The 19,506-nt window shown below is 75.4% G+C and carries 16 protein-coding genes; 9 read left to right on the top strand and 7 right to left on the bottom strand.

The window, feature by feature from the left end; all coding sequences use genetic code 11:
* The first annotated feature begins 58 nt into the window (after positions 1-58).
* On the top strand, positions 59-865 hold the full coding sequence (locus ACN20G_RS10270; protein WP_424212436.1) for an enoyl-CoA hydratase-related protein: 807 nt from the start codon (positions 59-61) through the stop codon (positions 863-865).
* Entirely contained in the window at positions 853-1,497 is a 645-nt protein-coding gene (locus tag ACN20G_RS10265; protein WP_424212435.1) for a TetR/AcrR family transcriptional regulator, read from the top strand. Before ACN20G_RS10270 ends, ACN20G_RS10265 begins: the two co-directional genes overlap by 13 nt.
* 72 nt (positions 1,498-1,569) lie before the next feature.
* On the opposite strand, the gene ACN20G_RS10260 is transcribed toward ACN20G_RS10265, so the two are convergent.
* Complete coding sequence (locus ACN20G_RS10260) at positions 1,570-2,679, bottom strand: citrate synthase 2 (protein WP_424212434.1); 1,110 nt, start codon at positions 2,677-2,679, stop codon at positions 1,570-1,572.
* A 258-nt stretch (positions 2,680-2,937) separates the two neighbouring features.
* On the opposite strand from ACN20G_RS10260, the gene pdxH reads away from it, so the two are divergent.
* From pdxH to ACN20G_RS10245, 3 genes are all read left to right on the top strand, one after another.
* Positions 2,938-3,567 carry a pyridoxamine 5'-phosphate oxidase gene (gene pdxH, locus ACN20G_RS10255; protein ID WP_424215457.1) on the top strand — a complete coding sequence of 210 codons (630 nt, stop codon included), beginning with the start codon at positions 2,938-2,940 and terminating at the stop codon, positions 3,565-3,567.
* A gap of 413 nt (positions 3,568-3,980) precedes the next feature.
* Positions 3,981-4,616: a hypothetical protein gene (locus tag ACN20G_RS10250; RefSeq protein WP_424212433.1), complete on the top strand. Its 636-nt coding sequence runs from the start codon at positions 3,981-3,983 to the stop codon at positions 4,614-4,616.
* A gap of 100 nt (positions 4,617-4,716) precedes the next feature.
* Positions 4,717-6,090 (top strand): PAS domain-containing protein, encoded by a 1,374-nt coding sequence (locus ACN20G_RS10245; protein WP_424212432.1) that lies wholly within the window; start codon positions 4,717-4,719, stop codon positions 6,088-6,090.
* A gap of 43 nt (positions 6,091-6,133) precedes the next feature.
* Here the strand turns inward: ACN20G_RS10245 and ACN20G_RS10240 are convergent, their stop codons facing one another.
* On the bottom strand, positions 6,134-6,889 hold the full coding sequence (locus tag ACN20G_RS10240) for an SIS domain-containing protein (RefSeq protein ID WP_424212431.1): 756 nt from the start codon (positions 6,887-6,889) through the stop codon (positions 6,134-6,136).
* Between the two features lie 187 nt (positions 6,890-7,076).
* Between ACN20G_RS10240 and ACN20G_RS10235 the strand changes: the two genes are divergently transcribed.
* Together ACN20G_RS10235 and ACN20G_RS10230 are read left to right on the top strand one after the other, a co-directional pair.
* Complete coding sequence (locus ACN20G_RS10235) at positions 7,077-7,769, top strand: metal-dependent transcriptional regulator (RefSeq protein WP_424212430.1); 693 nt, start codon at positions 7,077-7,079, stop codon at positions 7,767-7,769.
* A 362-nt stretch (positions 7,770-8,131) separates the two neighbouring features.
* The gene (locus tag ACN20G_RS10230; RefSeq protein ID WP_424212429.1) at positions 8,132-9,115 is read left to right on the top strand and encodes an alpha/beta fold hydrolase; all 984 of its coding nucleotides are present in this window, start codon (positions 8,132-8,134) and stop codon (positions 9,113-9,115) included.
* 17 nt (positions 9,116-9,132) lie between these two features.
* Here the strand turns inward: ACN20G_RS10230 and ACN20G_RS10225 are convergent, their stop codons facing one another.
* From ACN20G_RS10225 to ACN20G_RS10210, 4 genes are all read right to left on the bottom strand, one after another.
* Complete coding sequence (locus tag ACN20G_RS10225) at positions 9,133-10,278, bottom strand: lysostaphin resistance A-like protein (protein ID WP_424212428.1); 1,146 nt, start codon at positions 10,276-10,278, stop codon at positions 9,133-9,135.
* A gap of 701 nt (positions 10,279-10,979) precedes the next feature.
* Entirely contained in the window at positions 10,980-12,620 is a 1,641-nt protein-coding gene (locus ACN20G_RS10220) for a transporter (protein ID WP_424212427.1), read from the bottom strand.
* On the bottom strand, positions 12,617-13,453 hold the full coding sequence (locus tag ACN20G_RS10215; RefSeq protein WP_424212426.1) for an ABC transporter ATP-binding protein: 837 nt from the start codon (positions 13,451-13,453) through the stop codon (positions 12,617-12,619). The genes ACN20G_RS10220 and ACN20G_RS10215 overlap by 4 nt, the downstream gene beginning before the upstream one ends.
* A gap of 279 nt (positions 13,454-13,732) precedes the next feature.
* On the bottom strand, positions 13,733-14,401 hold the full coding sequence (locus tag ACN20G_RS10210; RefSeq protein ID WP_424212425.1) for a bifunctional DNA primase/polymerase: 669 nt from the start codon (positions 14,399-14,401) through the stop codon (positions 13,733-13,735).
* A 358-nt stretch (positions 14,402-14,759) separates the two neighbouring features.
* Here ACN20G_RS10210 and ACN20G_RS10205 point away from each other — a divergent pair, with 358 nt between their 5' ends.
* Positions 14,760-16,145 (top strand): transcriptional regulator, encoded by a 1,386-nt coding sequence (locus ACN20G_RS10205; protein ID WP_424212424.1) that lies wholly within the window; start codon positions 14,760-14,762, stop codon positions 16,143-16,145.
* An 868-nt stretch (positions 16,146-17,013) separates the two neighbouring features.
* On the top strand, positions 17,014-17,871 hold the full coding sequence (locus ACN20G_RS10200) for a hypothetical protein (protein WP_424212423.1): 858 nt from the start codon (positions 17,014-17,016) through the stop codon (positions 17,869-17,871).
* 15 nt (positions 17,872-17,886) lie between these two features.
* Here the strand turns inward: ACN20G_RS10200 and ACN20G_RS10195 are convergent, their stop codons facing one another.
* Positions 17,887-19,356, bottom strand: coding sequence for an ABC transporter substrate-binding protein (locus tag ACN20G_RS10195; protein WP_424212422.1), 1,470 nt, complete (start codon positions 19,354-19,356; stop codon positions 17,887-17,889).
* Positions 19,357-19,506 lie beyond the last annotated feature (150 nt).

The raw sequence follows: 19,506 nt of genomic DNA, 5'->3' as shown, positions 1-19,506 counted from the left end.
CGACCCGCGCCGCCGCACCCACCGCGGCGCGGGTCCCCGCCCCACCCGAAAGGCCCGCATGTCGACGCCGCCGCAGCCCCCCGCGCCCGATCCCGCCGCCGCGCCCGCGGCGCCCGACCTCGTGCGCGTGGCCCACGAGCGCGGGATCACCACCCTCACCCTGAACTCCCCGGCCACCCGCAACGCCCTCTCCGCCCCCCTCGTGGCCGCCCTGCGCACCGCACTGGACCGGGCCGCCGCCGACCCCCGCACCCGGGCCGTGCTCCTCGCGCACACCGGCGGCACCTTCTGCGCCGGCCTCGACCTCAAGGCCCCCTGCGCCCCGGCCGACTTCCTCGCCCTGCTCGCCGCGATACCGGCACTCCCGGTCCCGGTCCTCGCCCGCGTCACCGGCCACGTCCGCGCCGGCGGGCTCGGCCTGCTCGGGGTCTGCGACCTCGTGGCCGCCGGGGCCGACGCCGACTTCGCGTTCACCGAGACCCACCTCGGCCTCGCCCCGGCCGTGATCACCGCCCCGCTGCTGCCCCGCCTCGACCCCCGCGCCGCCTCCCGCTACCTCCTCACCGCCGAGGTCTTCGGCCCCGCCGAGGCCGCCCGGATCGGCCTGATCACGCTGCACGCCGCACCCGGCACGGCGGCCGACGGGGTGGACGCGGCCCTCGCTCCCGTCCTCGCCGGCCTGCGCCGCGCCGCCCCCACGGCCCTGGCCGCGACCAAGGAACTCCTGACCGCCGGGCTCCGCGCCGGCCTCGACCGCGACGGCGCCCGCCTCACCGAACTCTCCGTCGCCCTCTTCGCCGCCCCCGAGGCCCGCGAGGGCATCACCGCCCGGTTCGAACGACGGGACCCGGCATGGGCCCTGTGAACGAGACCCCGACCGCGACGGCGCACGAGGCCCCCGAGCCCAAGCAGGCCCGCAGCCGGGTCACCCGACGCCACCTGCTGGAGGCCGCCGTCTCCTGCCTCGCCGAACACGGCTGGGTCGGCACCACCGTGGCCGTCGTCGCCGAACGCGCCGGCGTCTCGCGCGGCGCCGCCCAGCACCACTTCCGCACCCGCGAGGAACTGTTCACGGCCGCCATCGCGCACATGGCCGAGGCCCGCTCCCGCGAACTGCCCGCCCTGCTCCCCGAGCACCCGGCCGGCCGGCCCGCCCGCCAGGACGTCGTCGCCGCCCTGGTGGACCTCTACACCGGACCCATGTTCCGGGCCGCCCTCCAACTGTGGGTCGCCGCGTCCCACGAGGAACACCTGCGGCCCCGGGTCGCGGCCCTGGAGGCCCACCTGGGCCGCGAGACCCACCGGATGGCCGTGCACCTGCTCGGGGTGGACGAGTCGGCCCCGGGGGTCCGCGAGACCGTGCAGGGCCTGCTCGACCTCGCGCGCGGCCTCGGCCTGGCCAACGTGCTCACCGACGACACGGCCCGCCGCGAACGCGTCGTCGCCCACTGGGCCCGGCTCGTGGACGCCGCCCTGCCGCCGTCCGCCGGGGACTGACGGCCCCGGGAACGACCGCGCCCCCGCACCCGCCGAGGAACAGCGGGGCCGGGGGCGCGGGCACGCGGAAGGTCAGAGCGCGGCGCGCGCGATGTCCTCGTAGCCCGCGATCTCGCGCGGGTCGCGGGAGCCGGGCCCGGTGTAGCGCGCGGAGGGGCGGACCAGCCGGCCGGTGCGCTTCTGCTCCAGGATGTGCGCCGACCAGCCGGCGGTGCGGGCGCAGGTGAACATCGACGTGAACATGTGCGCCGGCACCTCGGCGAAGTCCAGCACGATCGCGGCCCAGAACTCGACGTTCGTGGCCAGCACCCGGTCGGGCCGGCGGGCGTGCAGCTCGTCCAGCGCGGCCTTCTCCAGCGCGGCGGCCACCTCGTAGCGCGGCGCGTCGAGCTCCTTGGCGGTGCGGCGCAGCACGCGGGCGCGCGGGTCCTCGGCGCGGTACACGCGGTGCCCGAAGCCCATCAGCCGCTCGCCCTTGTCCAGGGCCTGGCGTACGTAGGCGCCGGCGTCGCCGGTGCGCTCGATCTCCTCGATCATGCCGAGCACCCGGGAGGGCGCCCCGCCGTGCAGCGGCCCGGACATGGCGCCGACGGCCCCCGAGAGGGCGGCGGCCACGTCGGCGCCGGTGGATGCGATGACGCGGGCGGTGAAGGTGGACGCGTTCATGCCGTGCTCGGCGGCGGAGGTCCAGTAGGCGTCGACGGCCTTGACGTGCTTGGGGTCGGGCTCGCCGCGCCAGCGGATCATGAACCGCTCGACCACGGACTCGGCCTTGTCGATCTCGCGCTGCGGCACCATCGGCAGCCCCTGGCCGCGCGCGGACTGCGCCACGTACGACAGGGCCATGACGGCGGCGCGCGCGAGGTCGTCGCGGGCGGTGGCCGCGTCGATGTCGAGCAGCGGTTTCAGACCCCAGACGGGGGCGAGCATCGCGAGCGCGGACTGCACGTCGACGCGGATGTCACCGGAGTGCACGGGGATCGGGAAGGGCTCGGCGGGCGGCAGGCCGGGGTTGAAGGCGCCGTCCACGAGCAGGCCCCACACGTTCCCGAAGGACACGTGCCCGACGAGGTCCTCGATGTCCACGCCGCGGTAGCGCAGCGAGCCACCCTCCTTGTCGGGTTCGGCGATCTCGGTCTCGAACGCGACGACCCCTTCGAGTCCGGGGACGAAATCGGACATCAGGCGGCTCCCTCAGTAGTGCGGTCTCGCGCGGCGGCTGCCGGCGCGGTCCTCGCGGTCCGGCGCGGTCATCCACGTTGATGCCCGGGTCGGCCGTGGGTCACCCGTACGGGCTCGGACCCGCTGACCGGCCCCAAGAGTCTGTACGTTCCGCGTGACGCACGGAAGCGTGACATACGGCACATCCACACGGCCCGTGCCCGGCGCGCGGTGCGGGAGGATGAGCCGGTGACCGATCAGGATCTTGACCCCGCCGTCATGCGCAAGCAGTACCGCTCGCGGATCGTGACCGAGACGAGCCTCGCCGGGAACCCCATGGAGCAGTTCGCCGGCTGGTTCCGGGACGCCGCCGAGGCCGGTGTGTTCGAACCCAACGCGATGGTGGTGTCCACCGCCGACGCGAGCGGACGCCCCAGCTCGCGCACGGTCCTGCTCAAGGCGTTCGACGCGCGCGGCTTCGTCTTCTTCACCAACTACGGCTCCCGCAAGGGCCGCGAACTGGCCGAGAACCCCCGCATCGCCCTCCTCTTCCCCTGGCACCCCATCGCCCGCCAGGTTTGCGTCACGGGCACCGCGACACGGATCGGGCGCGACGAGACCGCCGCCTATTTCCGGTCCCGGCCGCACGGCTCGCAGTTGGGCGCCTGGGCCAGCGAGCAGTCCCGGCCGATCGGCTCGCGGGAGGAACTGGACCGGCGGTACGCGGAGCTGTCCGCGCGCTACCCGGAGGGGGAGCAGGTGCCGGTGCCGCCGGAGTGGGGCGGGATCCGGATCGAGCCGGACGCCGTCGAGTTCTGGCAGGGCCACGAGAACCGGCTGCACGACCGGCTGTACTACACCCGGCCCGAGCCGGGCGCCCCGTGGGAGATCACCCGCCTCTGCCCGTAGCGGGCGGGCGGGGCGCGGGCGGGCGGGGCGCGGGCGGGGCCGCGCCGAAACGCAGGCGACCCGCGAACTCGGGTCCTCTTCTGCAGTAAGAGGGCCGGCCGGACGTGCCGGCGAGTTCGCGGGTCGGGTGACTGCTGGGTTTGGGCCGACGCATCGCGTCGTCCCGCACTGGGTGCGTTGCGACAACGGGCCTCAGCCCGCAGTCACCTCACGCGTCCGGTTGCCGTACATTTCCGGAACCACCTCCCTTCTCGTGTACGACAGAGCCTAGGCACCCCCGGCGCCCCGCTCAACGGATTTATTCGAGTGTTTTCCCCGGCGGCTTCTCCGGGCCGTCGCGCGAGGGCTTCTCGTGCGGGTCGGGGCGCCCTACCCTGGTCGCCCGCGCACCGCGTCCGCCAGGGGGAGGACCCGTGTCAGCTGTGGAACCACCCGTCCCGTTCGCGTCCTCGTCGTTGCCCCGCGCGTATCGGATGGGCCCCGCGCAGCGCCGGGGCATGTACGTGGCGGCGGGGCTCGGCACCCCGGTCTGCATGTTCCCGCTGATCACCCTCCAGGACGCCTCGGCGGGCCTCAAGCTCGGGCTCGCCGCCCTGATCCTGCTGCTGTTCGGCTGGCTCCTGTGGCGGGCGCCGCGCTGCGCCACGCACGCCGACCTCAAGGGGGTCCGGGTGACCCGCTTCCTGTCCACGCGCCGCCTGGACTGGTCCGGGATCCAGGGTTTCGCGGCGGCCCCCAACCCCTCGGCCGGCGCCCACCGCAACCAGCCGCGGGTGCTCGGGCACGTGCACGACGCGCGCGGCCGGCGGGTGCAGCTGATGTACCTCGACGACAACCACGTGGACGTGGAGCGCGAGCTGGCCCTGCTGACCGAGGCGTGGGAGGAGCTGCGCGGGCCCGACTGGCGGGCCGACGAGCAGGCCCGGGCCCGGATCGAGCGCACCGCGGCCCGGGAGCGCGGGCTGCTGGCCGCGATGGGGGTGGGCTGCGCGACGGGGCTGGTGCTGATCGTGATCGTGGTCGCCGTGGTGCTGCTGTCCGGAGACTGAGCGGGGGAGTTCGCGGAATCCGGTGTGCGCTGCGTCACGTTCCGGTTCAATTGATCGGGACGGACGTGTCGCACGCGCGAACACCTGCGGGGGGTGCCAGGTGAGTGTTTCCGGACGTGGCGAGGCGCGGGCGGGGGACGACCTGCTGGCCGCCCTGCTCGACGGGATGGACGCCGCCCTGTGCGCTTTCGACGCCGACGGCGTCGTCACGCACTGGAACCGGGAGGCGGAACGGATCCTCGGGTGGTCGGCGCGGGACGCCGTGGGCCGCCGGGGGCTGGCGGGCTGGGCCGTGCGCCCGGCCGACGCGGCGGAGGTGGAGACCAGGCTGCTGGCCGCGCGGCACGCGGCGGGCCGGCGGGTGCACGAGTTCGCGCTGCTGACGAAGGACGGCGGCCGGGTCCTGGTGCGCACGCAGTCGGCGGGGGTCGCGGACCCGGACGGCAAACCGGCCGGGGTGTACTGCGCCTTCACCGAGGTGCACGCGCAGGTGGACCTGGAGCGGTCGATCGCGCTCAGCGAGGCCCTGATGGACGACGCGCCCTGGGGCGTGGTGCTGGTGGACGTGGACCTGCGGCCGGCCCTGGTCAACGTGCACGCGGCGCGGGCCTTCGCGACGGGGCGGACGGCGTTGCTGGGTCGGCCGCTCGGCGAGGTGCTGTCCCAGGGGGTGGAGGAGCTGGAGGCGGCGCTGCACCACGTGCTGGCGGAGGGCTCGCCGGCGGCGCCGGTGGAGCTGTGGGTGTCGGTGCGCACGGCGGAGGGGGTGCGGCGGCGCTGTTGGCGTTCGGGCTTCGTGCGGCTGGCCAGCCCGCTGTCGCGGGAGCCGGTGCCGCTGGGGGTGGGCTGGCTGTTCCAGGACGTGACGGAGGCGCGCGAGGCGGAGGTGGAGGCGGCGCGGCTGCGGTTCCGCACGGCCCAGTTGCACCGGGCGGGGCGGGCGGCGGCGGACTGCGAGGACCCGGTGGAGGCGGTGGGGGTGCGGTTGGACTTCGCGCTGGCGGGGTTCGCGGACCACGCGCTGATCGACCTGTGCGTGCCGGCGGACGGGGAGGGCGCGGGCGGCGCGGCGGGGGGCGCGCCCCGGCTCGTGCGCTCGGCGCAGTCCCCGGACGGGCCGGCGCCGACCGGGCCGTTGCCGGACCCGGGGGCGCTGCCGGTGCGGTACGGGCCCTCGCACCCGGCGCGGCAGGCGTTGGAGCGCGGGGTGCCGGTGCGGATCAGCGCGCCGCAGGGGCCGGGCTCCCCGGGGTGGGCGGCGGCCCGGCAGTGGCCGGGGGAGCCGGCGCACGGGTTGTGCGCGGTGCTGCGCAGCCGGGGCCGGGACCTGGGGGTGCTGACCTTCCTGCGGGGCGGGTCGCGCAGTCCGTTCCTGAAGGCGGACGCGGGGCACGCGGAGGAGGTGGCGGCCCGGATCGCGGCCGATCTCGACCTGGCGTTCCTGACCGCGCCGACCCGGGCCCCGGGCACCTGAGGGTCCCGGGGCGGGGCGCGGGCGGGGCCCGCGCGGGCCGGGATCAGTGGCGGAAGAAGATCCGGTCGCCGTACTCGGTGAGCACGCGGCCGTTCCACTCGTGGCCGCCGTCCACGTTGCCGGAGCGCAGCAGCGGCGGCTCGATGCCCCGCTCGGCGAGTTCGCCCGCCGCCGCCGCCATCACGGCCTGCATGATCGCGCTGGTCACGACGGTGGAGGCGGGGGCGAAGGGGGCCTCGATGCCGGGCAGGGTGAGTTCGGCGTCGCCGACGGCGATCTTGCTGTCGAGGACGATGTCGCAGTGGTCCTTGAGGAAGCCGCCGGAGACGTGCCGCGATTTGGTCTCCTCGGCGTAGGCCACGGAGGTCAGGCCGATCACGGTCAGGCCGAGGGCGCGGGCGTTCATGGCCATCTCGACGGGCAGCGCGTTGCGCCCGGACAGCGAGATGATCACGAGCACGTCGCCGGGCTTGGCGGGGCTGGAGTCCAGGACCGCGCCGGCCAGGCCGTCCACGCGTTCCAGGGCGCTGCCGAGGGTGGCGGGCATGACGTCGACGCCGACGGTGCCGGGGACGGCCAGCAGGTTCATCAGGGCGAGGCCGCCGGCGCGGTAGACCACGTCCTGGGCGGGCAGGGAGGAGTGGCCGGCGCCGAAGACGAAGAGGCGGTTCCCGGCGGCCACGGCGTCCGCGACGGCCTTCCCGGCGGCGGCCAGGGACTCCGACTCCTCGTCCCGGACCCGCTGCAACAGACCGATCGCGGCATCGAAGAAACGACCGGCCAGCTTGCTCTCGCTCATGCGTCGAGGACCCTTCCGGGGTAGGGGTGCGTCCGTGTCCGCCGACACCGTGCGGTCTGGACCAACTGCGTGTCAATACGGCGCCCGGGCAAGAGGCGAAAGCCCCGGCCCGTCGGGGCGGGGCCGGTTGTCGGTCCTCTGCGGCAGAATTGGAGCAGGGCCAGCGCACGATATCCGAGGGGCACGAATGTCCGGACTGATCGACACCACGGAGATGTATCTCCGCACCATCCTCGAACTCGAAGAGGAAGGTGTGGTTCCGATGCGCGCCCGGATCGCCGAGCGACTCGACCAGAGCGGGCCCACGGTGAGCCAGACCGTGGCGCGCATGGAGCGCGACGGTCTGGTCGCGGTGGCCAGCGACAGGCATCTGGAACTGACCGAGGAGGGCCGCCGGCTGGCGACCCGCGTGATGCGCAAGCACCGGCTCGCCGAGTGCCTGCTCGTGGACGTGATCGGTCTGGAATGGGAGCAGGTGCACGCGGAGGCGTGTCGCTGGGAGCACGTGATGAGCGAGGCGGTGGAGCGGCGGGTGCTGGAGCTGCTGCGTCACCCCACCGAGTCCCCGTACGGCAACCCGATCCCGGGCCTGGAGGAGCTGGGGGAGAAGGCGGAGGCCGACCCCTTCCTCGACGAGGGCATGGTCAGCCTGTCCGAGCTGGATCCCGGCGCTGAGGGCAAGACGGTGGTGGTGCGGCGGATCGGCGAGCCGATCCAGACCGACGCCCAGCTGATGTACACGCTGCGGCGGGCCGGGGTGCAGCCCGGTTCGGTGGTGAGCGTCACCGAGTCGCCCGGCGGGGTGCTGGTCGGCAGCGGGGGCGAGGCCGCCGAGCTGGAGACCGAGGTCGCCTCGCACGTGTTCGTCGCCAAGCGCTGACCCCTTCGGCCGCGCGCGGCCGGACCGATGGCCGGGGGCGCCCGTGTGGGTGTCCGTGCGGGTGTCCGTGCGGCCGTTCGGAGGTCCGTCGCCGGCGGCCGGTGGGAACGTGGGGGAGTCCCGGCACCTGACGGTGCCGGGACTCCTTCCTCCCCTGTGCTGACCCGGAGCCCCGAGCTCTCAGGGTCATCCCCTCGGACCGTCTTCCCCGAGCGGCCCGCCTCCCGTGGAAGATCTCCCCTCGGCAGCGGCCGTCAATCCTTGAGCAAGGTCACTCGAAAGAGCGATGTTGTCGGCGAACCCGGCAATCTCGAATGTGAGTTCGATACTCTGGCGCGGACCGAAGAGGGGGTGCGTCCTCGGTGACACGACGCTTCGAGGTGGTCGGCGCCGGTGGGGTCCGGCTCTCGGCCTGGTCCTTCGACGCCGAGGGGGACGGGCCGCGCGAGCCCGTGCGCCGGGCCGACGGCGGCCCGACGGCCGACGCGCCGCCCGCCGACACCGACCGCGTGGTCCCGCGCCCGCGCCGTGCCGCCCCCGCGCACGGCCCCGGCCCGGACCACCGGGCCCCCGACCCGCGCCCCGGGCTGCTGTTCCTGCACGGCCTGATGGGCCGCGCCGCGCACTGGGCCCCGGCGGCCCGCCTGCTGGCCCCCACGCACCGCGCCGTCGCCCTCGACCAGCGCGGCCACGGACCCTCCGGCACCCCGCACGACGGCCCCTGGACCCGGGACGCCTTCGTCGCCGACGCCGAGGCCGCCGTCGAACAGCTCGACCTCGGCCCGGTCACCGTCGTCGGCCACGGCATGGGCGCCCTCGTGGGCTGGAACCTGGCCGCCCGCCGCCCCGACCTCGTCGGCGCCCTCGTGATCTGCGACATGCGGGCCGCCGCCCTCGGCGCCCGGTCCCAGGAGGAGTGGGCCGAGTGGCTGGGCCGCTGGCCGCTGCCGTTCTCCGGCCCGGAGGCCGCCCGCCGCTGGTTCGCGATCGAGGACCCGCGCCTGGAACGGCCCGACCCGGCGCGCGGCGCGTTCTTCACGGAGGTCGTGCGCCCCGCCCGCGACGGCTGGCGCCCGACCTTCTCGCGCCGCCGGATGCTCGCGATCCGCGAGGCGTGGGTGCACGACGCGCACTGGGAGGACCTGGCCCGCGTCACCTGCCCGACCCTCGTGCTGCGCGGGATCGACGGCGAGCTGGGGCGGGCGGAGGCCCAGGAGATGGTGCGGGTGCTGCCGCGCGGGCGCTACGCGGAGGTGTCGGACGCCGGGCACTGGTTCCACGTGGACCGCCCCGACCGCTGGCTGGCCGCCGTGGAACCGTTCCTGCGCGGCGTCCGCACCCCCTGAGCCCCCCGAGCCGGCTCTCAGACGAGGGCGGGGGCCGGTGCGACGGCCGCCGGGGTCCCGTCGCCGGTGCGCCGCTCCACCCCGCGCCGATCGGCCCACTTGGCCAGCGCCAGACAGGTCAGCGGCGCCATCACCAGCTCGACCACGAACAGCTCCCAGGGCGCGTCCGCCGCGTTCTGCGTGTCGGCGAGGGTCCCCGTCAGGGCGCTGATCCCGAAGGCCATCAGGTTGTTCGCCGTGTGCAGGGCCACGACCCCCTCCAGGCCGCCGGTGCGGACCGTCACCCAGCCCCACCAGGCCGCCGAGTACACGAGCATCGCGAACCCCGACCAGCTCCCCAGCCCGTGCGCGAAGGCGAACAGCACCGAACCGGCGCCGATGCCCCACCAGGGCGACTTCAGGAAACCGCCGAGGAACTGCGGGATCCAACCCCGGAACACGAACTCCTCGGCCGATGCCTGCAAGGGCACCAGCGCGAGCACCAGCAGCAGCGACAAGGCGATCCCCGCGAGGTCCGGGGCGTCGGCCCCGGCCGGGGCCTCGTCCAGCGGCGGCTCGCCCTGGAACAGGCTCCACGTGATCAGCACGACGGTCTGCAGGACGATCGCGGCCACCGCCACGACCCCGCACCGCCACAACCAGCCCCAGCGCAGGCGGCCCGTCACCGATGCCAGGGTCCACGCGGGCCGGTGCCCGCACCACCGCACGGCCGCGAGCACCACGGGCGTGAGCACCGCGAGCGAGGCCAGGCCGACGCCGAGGTCGAACAGGGGGTTCGCGAACATCTGCTCCGAGGTGCCGTCCTCAGGCGTCGCGTCCAGGCCGAACAGCGACGCGAGGACGAACGCGGCCAGCATCGTGCCGATGGTCATCGCGAGGATGCCGCCCAGCACGACGAAGAACTCGCCGAAACGATTCCCCACGTTCTGCCGGCCGTTGCGGCCCTGCTCCGTGTACCCCGACCCGGCCGGCGCGGCGACCACGGAGGACCGAACCGGCGGGGTCCCGTAGGGGTACGGGTACGGGTACGGGTGCGCGTGGGCCTGCGGGTACGGCTGCGCCTGCGGGTGCTGCCCGTACGGCGCGGGCCCCCAGACCCCGGGCACCCGCCCGTACGCCGCGTACGCGCCCGAACCAACACCCCCACCCCCCTGCCCCGGCACCCCCACCGGATAAGAAGCCTGCGGGTACACGCCCGGCGCGTAAGGGCCGCCCGGGTACGCGCCAGCCGGGTACGGGCCGGTCGGGTACGCGCCCTGCGGGTACGGGCCTTGCGGGTGCGCCCCGGTCGGGTGCGGGCCCTGGGGGTGTGGGGTGGGGGTGGTGCCCGGTGTGGGCGCGGCCCACGGCGAGCCCGGCCCGGCGGCCGCCGGCGCCGGCGCGGGTGCGGAGCCCGGGCCATAGCCGGGCGCGAGTGCCGGGCTCGGGCCGTAGCCGGGGGCCGGGAGCCCGGGCGGTACCTGCCGGCCCGCGCCGGCCTCCCGTGACCCGCTCTCCGCACCCGCCGGTCGGCCCGCTTCCGTCCCCACCGGCTCGCTCGGCGGCGTCGGGGTCGGTGGTTTGGGGAGGGGGAGGGGGACGAGGTCGTCCGGGGTCGGTTCCCCGCCCGGCGGTCCCGCCGTCGCCCCGGTCGGTTCCGTCACCCCGTCCGACCTCGTCGACCCGTTCCCCGTCGGCTCCTGCGCCACCGCGCCCCGCCCTTCTCCCCGTGACGTCCCCGTCACCACCCGCCGACCGTCGGCGCGCGCGCCTTCATCCTGCCCCGACCCCGGGGTCGGACGACGAACGGGGGAACGGGGCGGGGCCCCGACCGGCGCACCGCCGACCGGAGCCCCGCCCCGTCACCACCCCGTCCCGCGCGGGCTCAGCCCTTGCTGACGGCCGCCAGGATCTCCGGCAGGCGCCGGTGCATCGGGCCCGCCGAGAGCCGCAGCGCGCCCCACGTCACGAGCGCGCCCCACACCACGCCCACCGGCAGCACGAGCCACAACAGCCCCTGCGTATCCGTCACGTGCAACCCGATGGTCAGCGCGAGCACCGGCAGGGACAGCAGCAGCGAGGCCGCCACCCCACCGAGGATGCTCAGCCACGCCAGGCCGGCCTGCCCCGGGGCCACACTCTTGAACGCGCCGTCCGTGGGGATCGAGTACGGGAAGTACACCGACCCCAGGACGCCCGTGGCCGTCATCCCGCCGACCAGCGCCAGCGAGACCCCGACCACCTCGGGCAGCGTGCCCCAGTCGCCGACCACCGCGGCCGTGACCACCGCCACCAGCACCGTGAACGGCACGGTGACCAGCGCGAGGGCCAGCGCCCGGGCCCGCAGTTCCTCGTACGCGTCCCTCGGGGTGCCGATGGTCTGCGCCACCATCCAGAACGCGGAGGTGTCCTGCCCGAACTGGTTGTAGAGCTGCACGCCGAGCATGGCCGAGCCGAAGCACGCCAGCCACACCGTGCCGTCGCCCTGGAGGGCGTTGAACACGGGCACGATCAGGCCGATCGCCAGCGCCGTCACGAACGATGCCTTCACCTTCGGCTCGCGCACCAGGTACCGCAGCGACCGCTGCACCACCGCGCCGGCCCGACCGGCCGGCAGCAGGGCCCACAGGCCGCCCGAGCCCGAGGTCCCGGACCGCTCCTTCTCGTCCTTGCCGCTCGGGGCCGCGCCGGAGGTGGAACCGTCCGGGGTCACCATGACCTTCGTCAGGCTCCGCTCCCAGGACCACACCAGGGCCACCACGGCCGCCACCGACAGCGCGCACTGCGCCGCCGCCCTGCCCCACGCGCCCTCGGACACCGACTCCACCATGCCGAGCCCGGTGGCCGGCGGCACCCACCGCACCACCTCAGCGATCGGCTCCAGCGCGTCCATCCCGCCCGGCTGCGTCAGCTTCTGCACGCCGAAGTTGAGGAACTGCGCGCCGACCGCGATCACCAGACCGCTGAGCACCGCGAGGTCGCGGCCCTTGCGGCTGGTCAGCATCCGCACGTTGGCCGTGGCCATGGCACGGGCCAGCGTCACGCACCCCAGCAGCACCAGCGGCACCGCGAGCACCCCCGCGGCCCAGGCCGCGGGTCCGTCCGCGAGCGCGATCACCGATCCGATCGCCAGGCAGAGCGTGAACAGCGGCCCGATCCCGATCAGCGAGGACACCAACAGGGCCCGCACCAGCGGGCGGGGGCGCAGCGGCAGCATCGCGAGCCGGGTCGGGTCGAGGGTCTCGTCGCCCGTCACGAAGAACAGCGGCATGACGAGCCAGCCCAGCGCGAGGAACCCGCCGAGCACCGCCACCACCTCGCCGGCGTACGCGCTGCCGCGCAACACCGACAGCAGCAGCAACGCCAGCGCCGCCAGCAACAGGGTCATCACCAGCGAGCCGATGAAGACGGCCTTCCGCTTCCCCGAGGTGCGCAGCCCGTTGCCGAGCAGCGACAGCTTCAGGCGCACGAACACCGGGGTCAACGGGACCGCGGGCACCGCCGAGGCGAAACCGCCGGCGCTCATCGGCCCGCCACCCCGCCGCCGAGCCAGTCCAGGGACTCGCCGCCGGCGCGGCCCTGCGCCCCGACCAGCTCCAGGAAGGCGTGCTGAAGGCTCGGCGCGTCCCCGCGGACCCGCTCCAGCGGACCGGCCGCGCGGATCCGGCCACCCGCCATCACGGCCACCCAGTCGCAGAGCGATTCCACGAGCTCCATCACGTGGGAGGAGAAGATCACCGTGGCCCCGGAGGAGGTGTAACGTTCCAGCACCCCGCGGATGGTCTGCGCCGACACCGGGTCCACCCCCTCGAAGGGCTCGTCCAGGAACAGCACCTGCGGATTGTGCAGCAGCGCCGCCGCCAGCCCGATCTTCTTGCGCATGCCCGTGGAGTAGTCGACCACCAGCTTGTTCTGCGAGCCCGCGAGGTCCAGGACCTCCAGCAGCTGCGCGGCCCGCTTGTCGGTCTCGGGGCCCGAGAGCCCCCGCAGCCGGCCCATGTACCCGAGCAGCTCCCGACCGGACAGCCGCTCGAACAGGCGCAGGCCCTCCGGCAGCACCCCGATCCGCGCCTTCACCTCGGCCGGGTCCGCCCACACGTCGTGCCCCGCGACCAGGATCCGGCCCTGATCGGGCCGCAGCAGCCCCGTGACCATCGACAGCGTGGTGGTCTTGCCCGCCCCGTTCGGGCCCACCAGCCCGATGAACCGGCCGGCCGGGATCTCCAGGTCCACGCCCCCGACGGCGATCTGCTCGCCGAACCGCTTCCACAAGCCCTCGATCCGCACCGCGACCGCCCCGGCCCCGGTTCCGGTCCCGTCCCCCGTCGGCGTCGCCGCCGTGTCTGCCCGGTCAGGCATGAGCCCGTCCTTTCGTCCTGTCCCCGTGTGTCGGCCCCGTGTCCCGGGCCGCATTCAGCCTAGGGGCCGTCCGGCACCGCCGGCCCATGACGAATGTCATCGATCGGCCGCCGGTGACCTGCCCTTTCAGGGAGGTGGGGAGGGACGTGAGGAAGGGGCGCGCGGTGGCGGGTCCGGAGCGGATCCTCATGATCCGCTCCCGCCGCCTCCGCCGCCCCGTGGTGGGTCGTGCCGTGCCGGTCGCGAGGTGCCTGGGGGTCCGGGCGCACCGGGCCCGCCTCAGCCCCGGCGAGCCCTGGCCTCGCTGCCGCAGGCGTACGCCAGCGCGTCGATCAGCTCGTCGCTGTCGGGCAGCCAACGGTTCGCGGGCGTGGGCCGGCGGGCCCACTGGACCGCGCCCCGGCCGCCGAACCGGGTGGGCGGGGCCGCGACCCAATCGCCCTCGCCGCGCGCCACCAGGTCGATCGCGGCCGGGGACCAGCCCGACTTGCGGACCAGGTCGGGCATCTTCGCGGCGGCGCCGGGCAGGACGAAGAACAGCATTCGACGCTGCGGGGTGAGGCTCACCGGCCCCAGCGTCAGCCCCATCCGCTCCAGCCGGGCCAGGGCGAGGAAACCGGCCGTCTCGGGCACGTCGATCGCGTCGAAGGTGCGGCCGGTGGGCATCAGGATCGAGGCCGCGCCGTTCTTCTCCCAGATCCGGCGCACCTGCACCGCGCTGCCCGTGGCCTGCGCCGCCCAGTCCTTGACCGCCGGGTGCGCGCCCGGGCTCTGGCACTGCGGGTCCCCGCAGGAGCACAACTCCCGTCCGTCGGCGGGTTCCAGCCAGGTGCCGGGGAACACGTCCCAGTGCCGTTCTTCCGCGTACCGCACCGCGTGTTCCAGCAGGGGTTCGCCGCGCTGTTGGGGGATGGGGGCGGTATCCGTGACTCCGATGGTCTCTTCCACGTGATTCACAACTCCGGGCACCACCCGGGGTTACGGGCGTGGGCACGCGCGTAGACGGAGCATCGATCCTGCACCCGATCGGGTGCGGCGCGCGGGGGCACGAAGGGCGCCGACCCGGGACCCGCGACCGCCGGCGCACTTCACGCCCCGGCGATCGCACGGACGGCGCGGAAGCGCGAGGGGCGCCGACGACGGCATTCGGTCCGCACACGGGGCGCACCGATGCACGGACGGGGGCGCGCGCGAGGACCGGGCGTGGCGACTGGGTAGCGACAACACGCAGAGCGGAAGATTCCGCACAGATCAGGCGGGAAGCGATCTTTCCAACGATCGCCCCGCACCCCCCAGGGAGTACCTCATGGCAGCCCGACCCCTCGTCGCCCGTCAGCCGAACGAACGGCTGCAGGCGCTCATTCAGGAAGCCGGGTGCTCGAACGCGGGCCTGGCCCGGCGCGTCAACATGTGCGGGGCCGAACACGGCCTCGACCTGCGCTACGACAAGACCTCCGTGGCGCGTTGGCTGCGCGGCCAACAACCACGCGGGCGTGCGCCGGGCATCATCGCGGAGGCGCTCGGGCGCAAGCTCGGCCGCACCGTCACGATCGACGAGATCGGCATGGCGAACGGCAAGAACCTCGCCTCCGGGGTGGGCCTGCAGTTCTCGCCCACGGTCGTCGGGGCGATCGAGCAGGTGTGTGAGCTGTGGCGCAGCGACGTGGGCCGGCGGGACTTCCTCGCCGGGTCCGCGGTGGCCGCGTCGGCGCTCGTGGAACCCAGCCGCGACTGGCTGATCACGGGCGCGGACGCGCAGGTGGCCCGCACCGGCGGGGCCCGGGTGGGCATGCCGGACGTGGCGGCGGTGCGCGCCACCACCGAGGCCCTCACCGAACTCGACCACCGGTTCGGCAGCGGGCACGTGCGGCCCGTCGTCGTGCACTACCTCAACAGCGTGGTCTCGGGGTTGATCGGCGGCTCCTACCGGGAGCCCGTCGGGCGGGCCTTGTTCGCGGCGGTGGCACGTCTCACCGAACTGGCGGGCTATATGGCCGTGGACACCGGACAGCCGGGACTCGCCCAGCGCTACTACATCCAGGCCCTGCGGCTCGCGCAGGCCGCCGGGGACCGGGCGTACGGCGGGTACGTGCTCGCGGCGTCCATGAGCCACCTCGCGGCGGAGCTCGGCAACCCGCGCGAGATCGCGCAGTTGGCGCGGGCCGCGCAGGAAGGGGCCCGCGGGCAGATCACGCCGCGGGTGGAGGCGATGTTCTACGCGGCGGAGGCGCGCGGGCACGCGCTCCTCGGCGACGGCCGGTCGGCGGCGGTGCTCGCCGGGCGGGCCGTGACGGCGCTGGAGCGGGCCGAACCGGAATCCGGGGACGACCCGGCGTGGATCGCGCACTTCGACGAGGCGTACCTCGCGGACGAACTCGCGCACTGCCACCGGGACCTGGGGCAGGCGGAGGCCGCGGCGCGGCGGGCGGAGGAGGCGTTGCGGCTGCTGCCGGAGGCGAAGGCGCGCAGACGAGCCATCGGGATGCTGCTGCTCGCGGGCTCGCAGGTGCAGCGTCGTGAGGTGGAGCAGGGGTGCGCGACGGCCGCGCGCGCCACGGAACTGCTCGGCACGGTCCGGTCGAGCCGGGGCGCGGAGTACCTGGAGGACTTCCGGTCCCGGTTGGAGCCGTACCGGGAGGAGACGGCGGTACGGGAGTTCACGGCGCGGTTGGAGACGCAGGTCGCGGCCTGAGTCGACGTGCGGGCGGCCGGCGGGGCGGGCGGGTCGTCCGCACGCCGGCCGCCCGTGCGGGTTGTGGGGGACATGACCAGCGGGCGGGGTGACCGGGTAGCGTGGGCCGACGGTCCAGCGAGAGGAAGCCCCGGTGACGCAGAGCGGACAGGATCCCGTGCCCGGACGGCCCGGTGAGCCGTGGCCCGGCGCGGGACCGGACGTCTCCCCGGGCACCGGCCGGCGCCGCAGGCCCCCGGCTCCGGGGGCGGATCCGGAGGCGGCGCCGGGCGCCCCGGGCGCCGGGGCGTGGCCGGGCGGCGAGAGCGGGGGCGCGTACGGCGCGCACGCGGCGCACGGGCTGCCGGCACCCGACGGCGGTCACGGCGCGGGCCCCGGCGGGTACGGCACGCCGCCGGGCGGGGCGCCGACACCCCCGGGCCCACCCTTCGCCGAACCGGCGACCCAGTACCTGCCGCCCGTGCCGCCCGGCCCGGTGGGGCCGGGAGCGGAGGACGCGACGCAGTACATCCCGCCGGTGCCGGGTGGGGCCGGTGGGTCTGGCGGGTTCGGGCAGGAGCCGGCGACCCAGTACCTGCCGCCGGTGCCGCCTGGTCCTGCGGGGCCCGGGGCGGAGGATGCGACGCAGTACATTCCGCCGGTGCCGGGTGGGCCTGGTGGGTTCGGGCAGGAGCCGGCGACGCAGTATCTGCCGCCCGTGCCGTCCGGTCCTGTGGGGCCGGGGGCGGAGGATGCGACGCAGTACATCCCGCCCGTGCCGGGTGGGCCTGGTGGGTTCGGGCAGGAGCCCGCGACGCAGTATCTGCCGCCCGTGCCGTCCGGTCCTGTGGGGCCCGGGGCGGAGGCGGCCACGCAGTACATTCCGCCCGTGCCGGGCGCCGGCGCCGGCGGGGGGCCCGCGGCCGAGTTCGACGCGTTGTTCCGGGGCGGGCCCGGGGATCCGGCCGGGCACGGCACGGGCGCCTTCCCTGCCGCGCCGCCGCCCCGACCCGTGCCCGTGCGCCGGTCCGGTCCCGTGCCGCCGCCGTCGGCCCCGCCCGAGGTGTACGACCCGGGGCCGGAGGAGCCCTCGCGCCGGGTGTCCCCGGCGGTGATCGGGGCGACGATCATCGGCCTGCTGGTGTGCGGCCTCGGGGTGGGCGCGCTGCTGGGCGACGGGCCGAAGCAGAACAACGACCCGACCGCCGCCGCGGCCCCGCCCTCCCCGGCGGGATCGGAGGCCGGGGCGGCCGGCGCGGTGCCGAAGAACGGGGACGCGCCCGATCCGGCGCGGGCGCAGGCCGTGCAGTTGGACCGGCTGCTCGCCGACAGCAACGCCAGCCGCGCCTCCGTGGTGAAGGCCGTGGGCTCGATCCGCAAATGCGAGAACCTGGACGGCGCCGCCGAGGACCTGCGCGACGCCGCGCGGGAACGGCAGGAGTCCGTGACCCGGTTGCAGGACCTCGCCCTCGACAAGCTCAAGGATCACGACAAGTTGGCCGAGGCCCTGGCGAAGGCGTGGCGGGCCTCCGCCTCCGCCGACCTGTCCTACGCGGACTGGGCGGAGGAACTCGACGGGGACGAGGACGCGTTGTGCAAGGGGGGCAAGGCGAAGGGCGGCGGCAGTGCGACCGCCGCCGACCGGTTCAGCGGCGAGGCGACGAAGGCGAAGAAGTCGGCGGCCACGTACTGGAACCGGGTGGCGCGCCAGTACGACCTGTCGCGCCGGGAGGCCGGCGCGCTGTGACGGCCGTGTCCCCGGTCAGCCCTGGATCGGGGCCTTCTCCAGGACCGCGGTCATGTCGCGGGCGGTCTCCCCTTGGGACACCAGCCGTCCGCCGCGCACCTGCTGGAACGTGACGCGCCCGTTGACGAGGCGGGGGAAGCCGCCGATGGCGCGCATGTCGTGGAAGCGCCAGCTGAGGTCGGGGGTGAGGCCGGCGGTGTCGACGGGGTCGGCCCGGTCGAGGGCGCGGGCGAGCCGGTCGGCGGTGACCGGCTGCCCGGGGGCCTCGTGGTCGAGGCGCCGGACCATCTCGGCGAGGACGTTGTACGCGATCCACGTGGTCTGGACGCCGCTGTCGTCGGCGTCGACGCGGTCGTCGCCGAAGGCGTGGTCGGTGATGACCTTGCGCATGGGGTTCCAGACGGGGTCGGTGGCCACGGGGTACCAGCCGGTGACGTAGGCGCCCTCGAAGGGGCTGTCCTTGCCGCCGGTGCGGTCCACGAGGCCCTGGCTGACGCTGCCGAGCACGGAGGACAGCCGGGGGCCGCCGCCCGCGTCCGCCGCCGGAGCCGGTCCGGTGGGCCCGGCCGAGGGGGACGGGGCGGACGGGGCGGCGGCCGACGGGGCGGCGTCCTCGGTGGTCGCCGTCGCCGTCGGGGTGCCCGTGCCCTGCCGGCGGAACGCGTCGGCGAAGGTCTCCGTGCGTTCGCCGAGGACCGCCGCGACGCAGCCGCCGTCCGTGCCCGCCCCGGTGCGGGCCGCACGGGCCTCGGCGGCGAAGTCGGCGGTGTCCTCGGGCGCGCGCACGTCCTGGGCCACGGGCTGTCCGCGGTCCTTGAGGGAGACGTTGAGGAGTTCCGGCAGCACGTCGCCGGCGAGGGTGTCGGGGCGGACCAGGACCACCTTGCGGCAGGAGACCGCGAGCTGCCGGCCGGCGCCGGCGAGGAGCGCGGACTGGCCGCCGTTGACGGGGTACGACAGCGGGCTCTGGAACTCCTCGGCGGAGACCCCGTAGCCGCCGAGGAAGGGGATGCCGGCGGATTCCAGCGGGGCCGTGAAGGAGCGGCCGTGCTGGCTGTAGGAGCCGACGACGGCGAGGGCCCTCTCCTCGACGGCGCGCTGCGCGCAGGCGCGGGCGCCGGCGGCGGTGTTGTGCTCGTTGCAGGTGATCACGCGCAGGGTGCGGCCGGAGAGGCCGCCGCGCGCGTTGACCCAGCGGGCGTATGCCTCGGCCATGGCGGGCATCCCGGGCATGTTGGTGGCCTGGGTGCCCTCGGGCGCGAAGGTCATGACGGTGAGGGTCTCGCGCGCGGGTTCGCCGCCGAGGGCCTCGGGCAGCATCCCGCAGCCGGAGGCGCCGACGAGGAGGCCGACCCCGGTGAGGCCGGCGACGAACGCGCGCAGCGCCTCGCGGCGGGGGCGCGGACAGCGGCGCGCGGGGGCTGCGGGGGACGCGGCGGCGGGCGGTGCCTGGGGCGCGCGAGGGGCTCGGGGCCGGGTCGTCATGGGGATGGACACTTCCGACCGCCGGGGAATGGGCGGGTGAGGTGTACACAACATTCCGTGTCGGCTCGGTGAATTGCGGGGGGCCGGGGGTCGTCCGGGGCGCGGCGGAAGGGAACGTACGATCGAAAGCGTGACATTCGTCCAAGACTC

Source organism: Streptomyces dryopteridis (assembly GCF_049606955.1).
Classification (GTDB): domain Bacteria; phylum Actinomycetota; class Actinomycetes; order Streptomycetales; family Streptomycetaceae; genus Streptomyces.
Note: the sequence above shows the minus strand (reverse complement) of the source record. Positions and strands in the feature narration are given on the sequence as shown.

Excerpts from the sequence above, each read along its gene's own strand:
- pdxH (WP_424215457.1), top strand. The coding sequence starts at position 2,938 with ATGCGCAAGCAGTACCGCTCGCGGATCGTGACCGAGACGAGCCTCGCC.
- ACN20G_RS10260 (WP_424212434.1), bottom strand. The coding sequence starts at position 2,679 with ATGTCCGATTTCGTCCCCGGACTCGAAGGGGTCGTCGCGTTCGAGACC.
- ACN20G_RS10220 (WP_424212427.1), bottom strand. The coding sequence starts at position 12,620 with ATGAGCGCCGGCGGTTTCGCCTCGGCGGTGCCCGCGGTCCCGTTGACC.
- ACN20G_RS10215 (WP_424212426.1), bottom strand. The coding sequence starts at position 13,453 with ATGCCTGACCGGGCAGACACGGCGGCGACGCCGACGGGGGACGGGACC.
- ACN20G_RS10195 (WP_424212422.1), bottom strand. The coding sequence starts at position 19,356 with ATGACGACCCGGCCCCGAGCCCCTCGCGCGCCCCAGGCACCGCCCGCC.
- ACN20G_RS10240 (WP_424212431.1), bottom strand. The coding sequence starts at position 6,889 with ATGAGCGAGAGCAAGCTGGCCGGTCGTTTCTTCGATGCCGCGATCGGT.
- ACN20G_RS10270 (WP_424212436.1), top strand. The coding sequence starts at position 59 with ATGTCGACGCCGCCGCAGCCCCCCGCGCCCGATCCCGCCGCCGCGCCC.
- ACN20G_RS10235 (WP_424212430.1), top strand. The coding sequence starts at position 7,077 with ATGTCCGGACTGATCGACACCACGGAGATGTATCTCCGCACCATCCTC.
- ACN20G_RS10205 (WP_424212424.1), top strand. The coding sequence starts at position 14,760 with ATGGCAGCCCGACCCCTCGTCGCCCGTCAGCCGAACGAACGGCTGCAG.
- ACN20G_RS10265 (WP_424212435.1), top strand. The coding sequence starts at position 853 with ATGGGCCCTGTGAACGAGACCCCGACCGCGACGGCGCACGAGGCCCCC.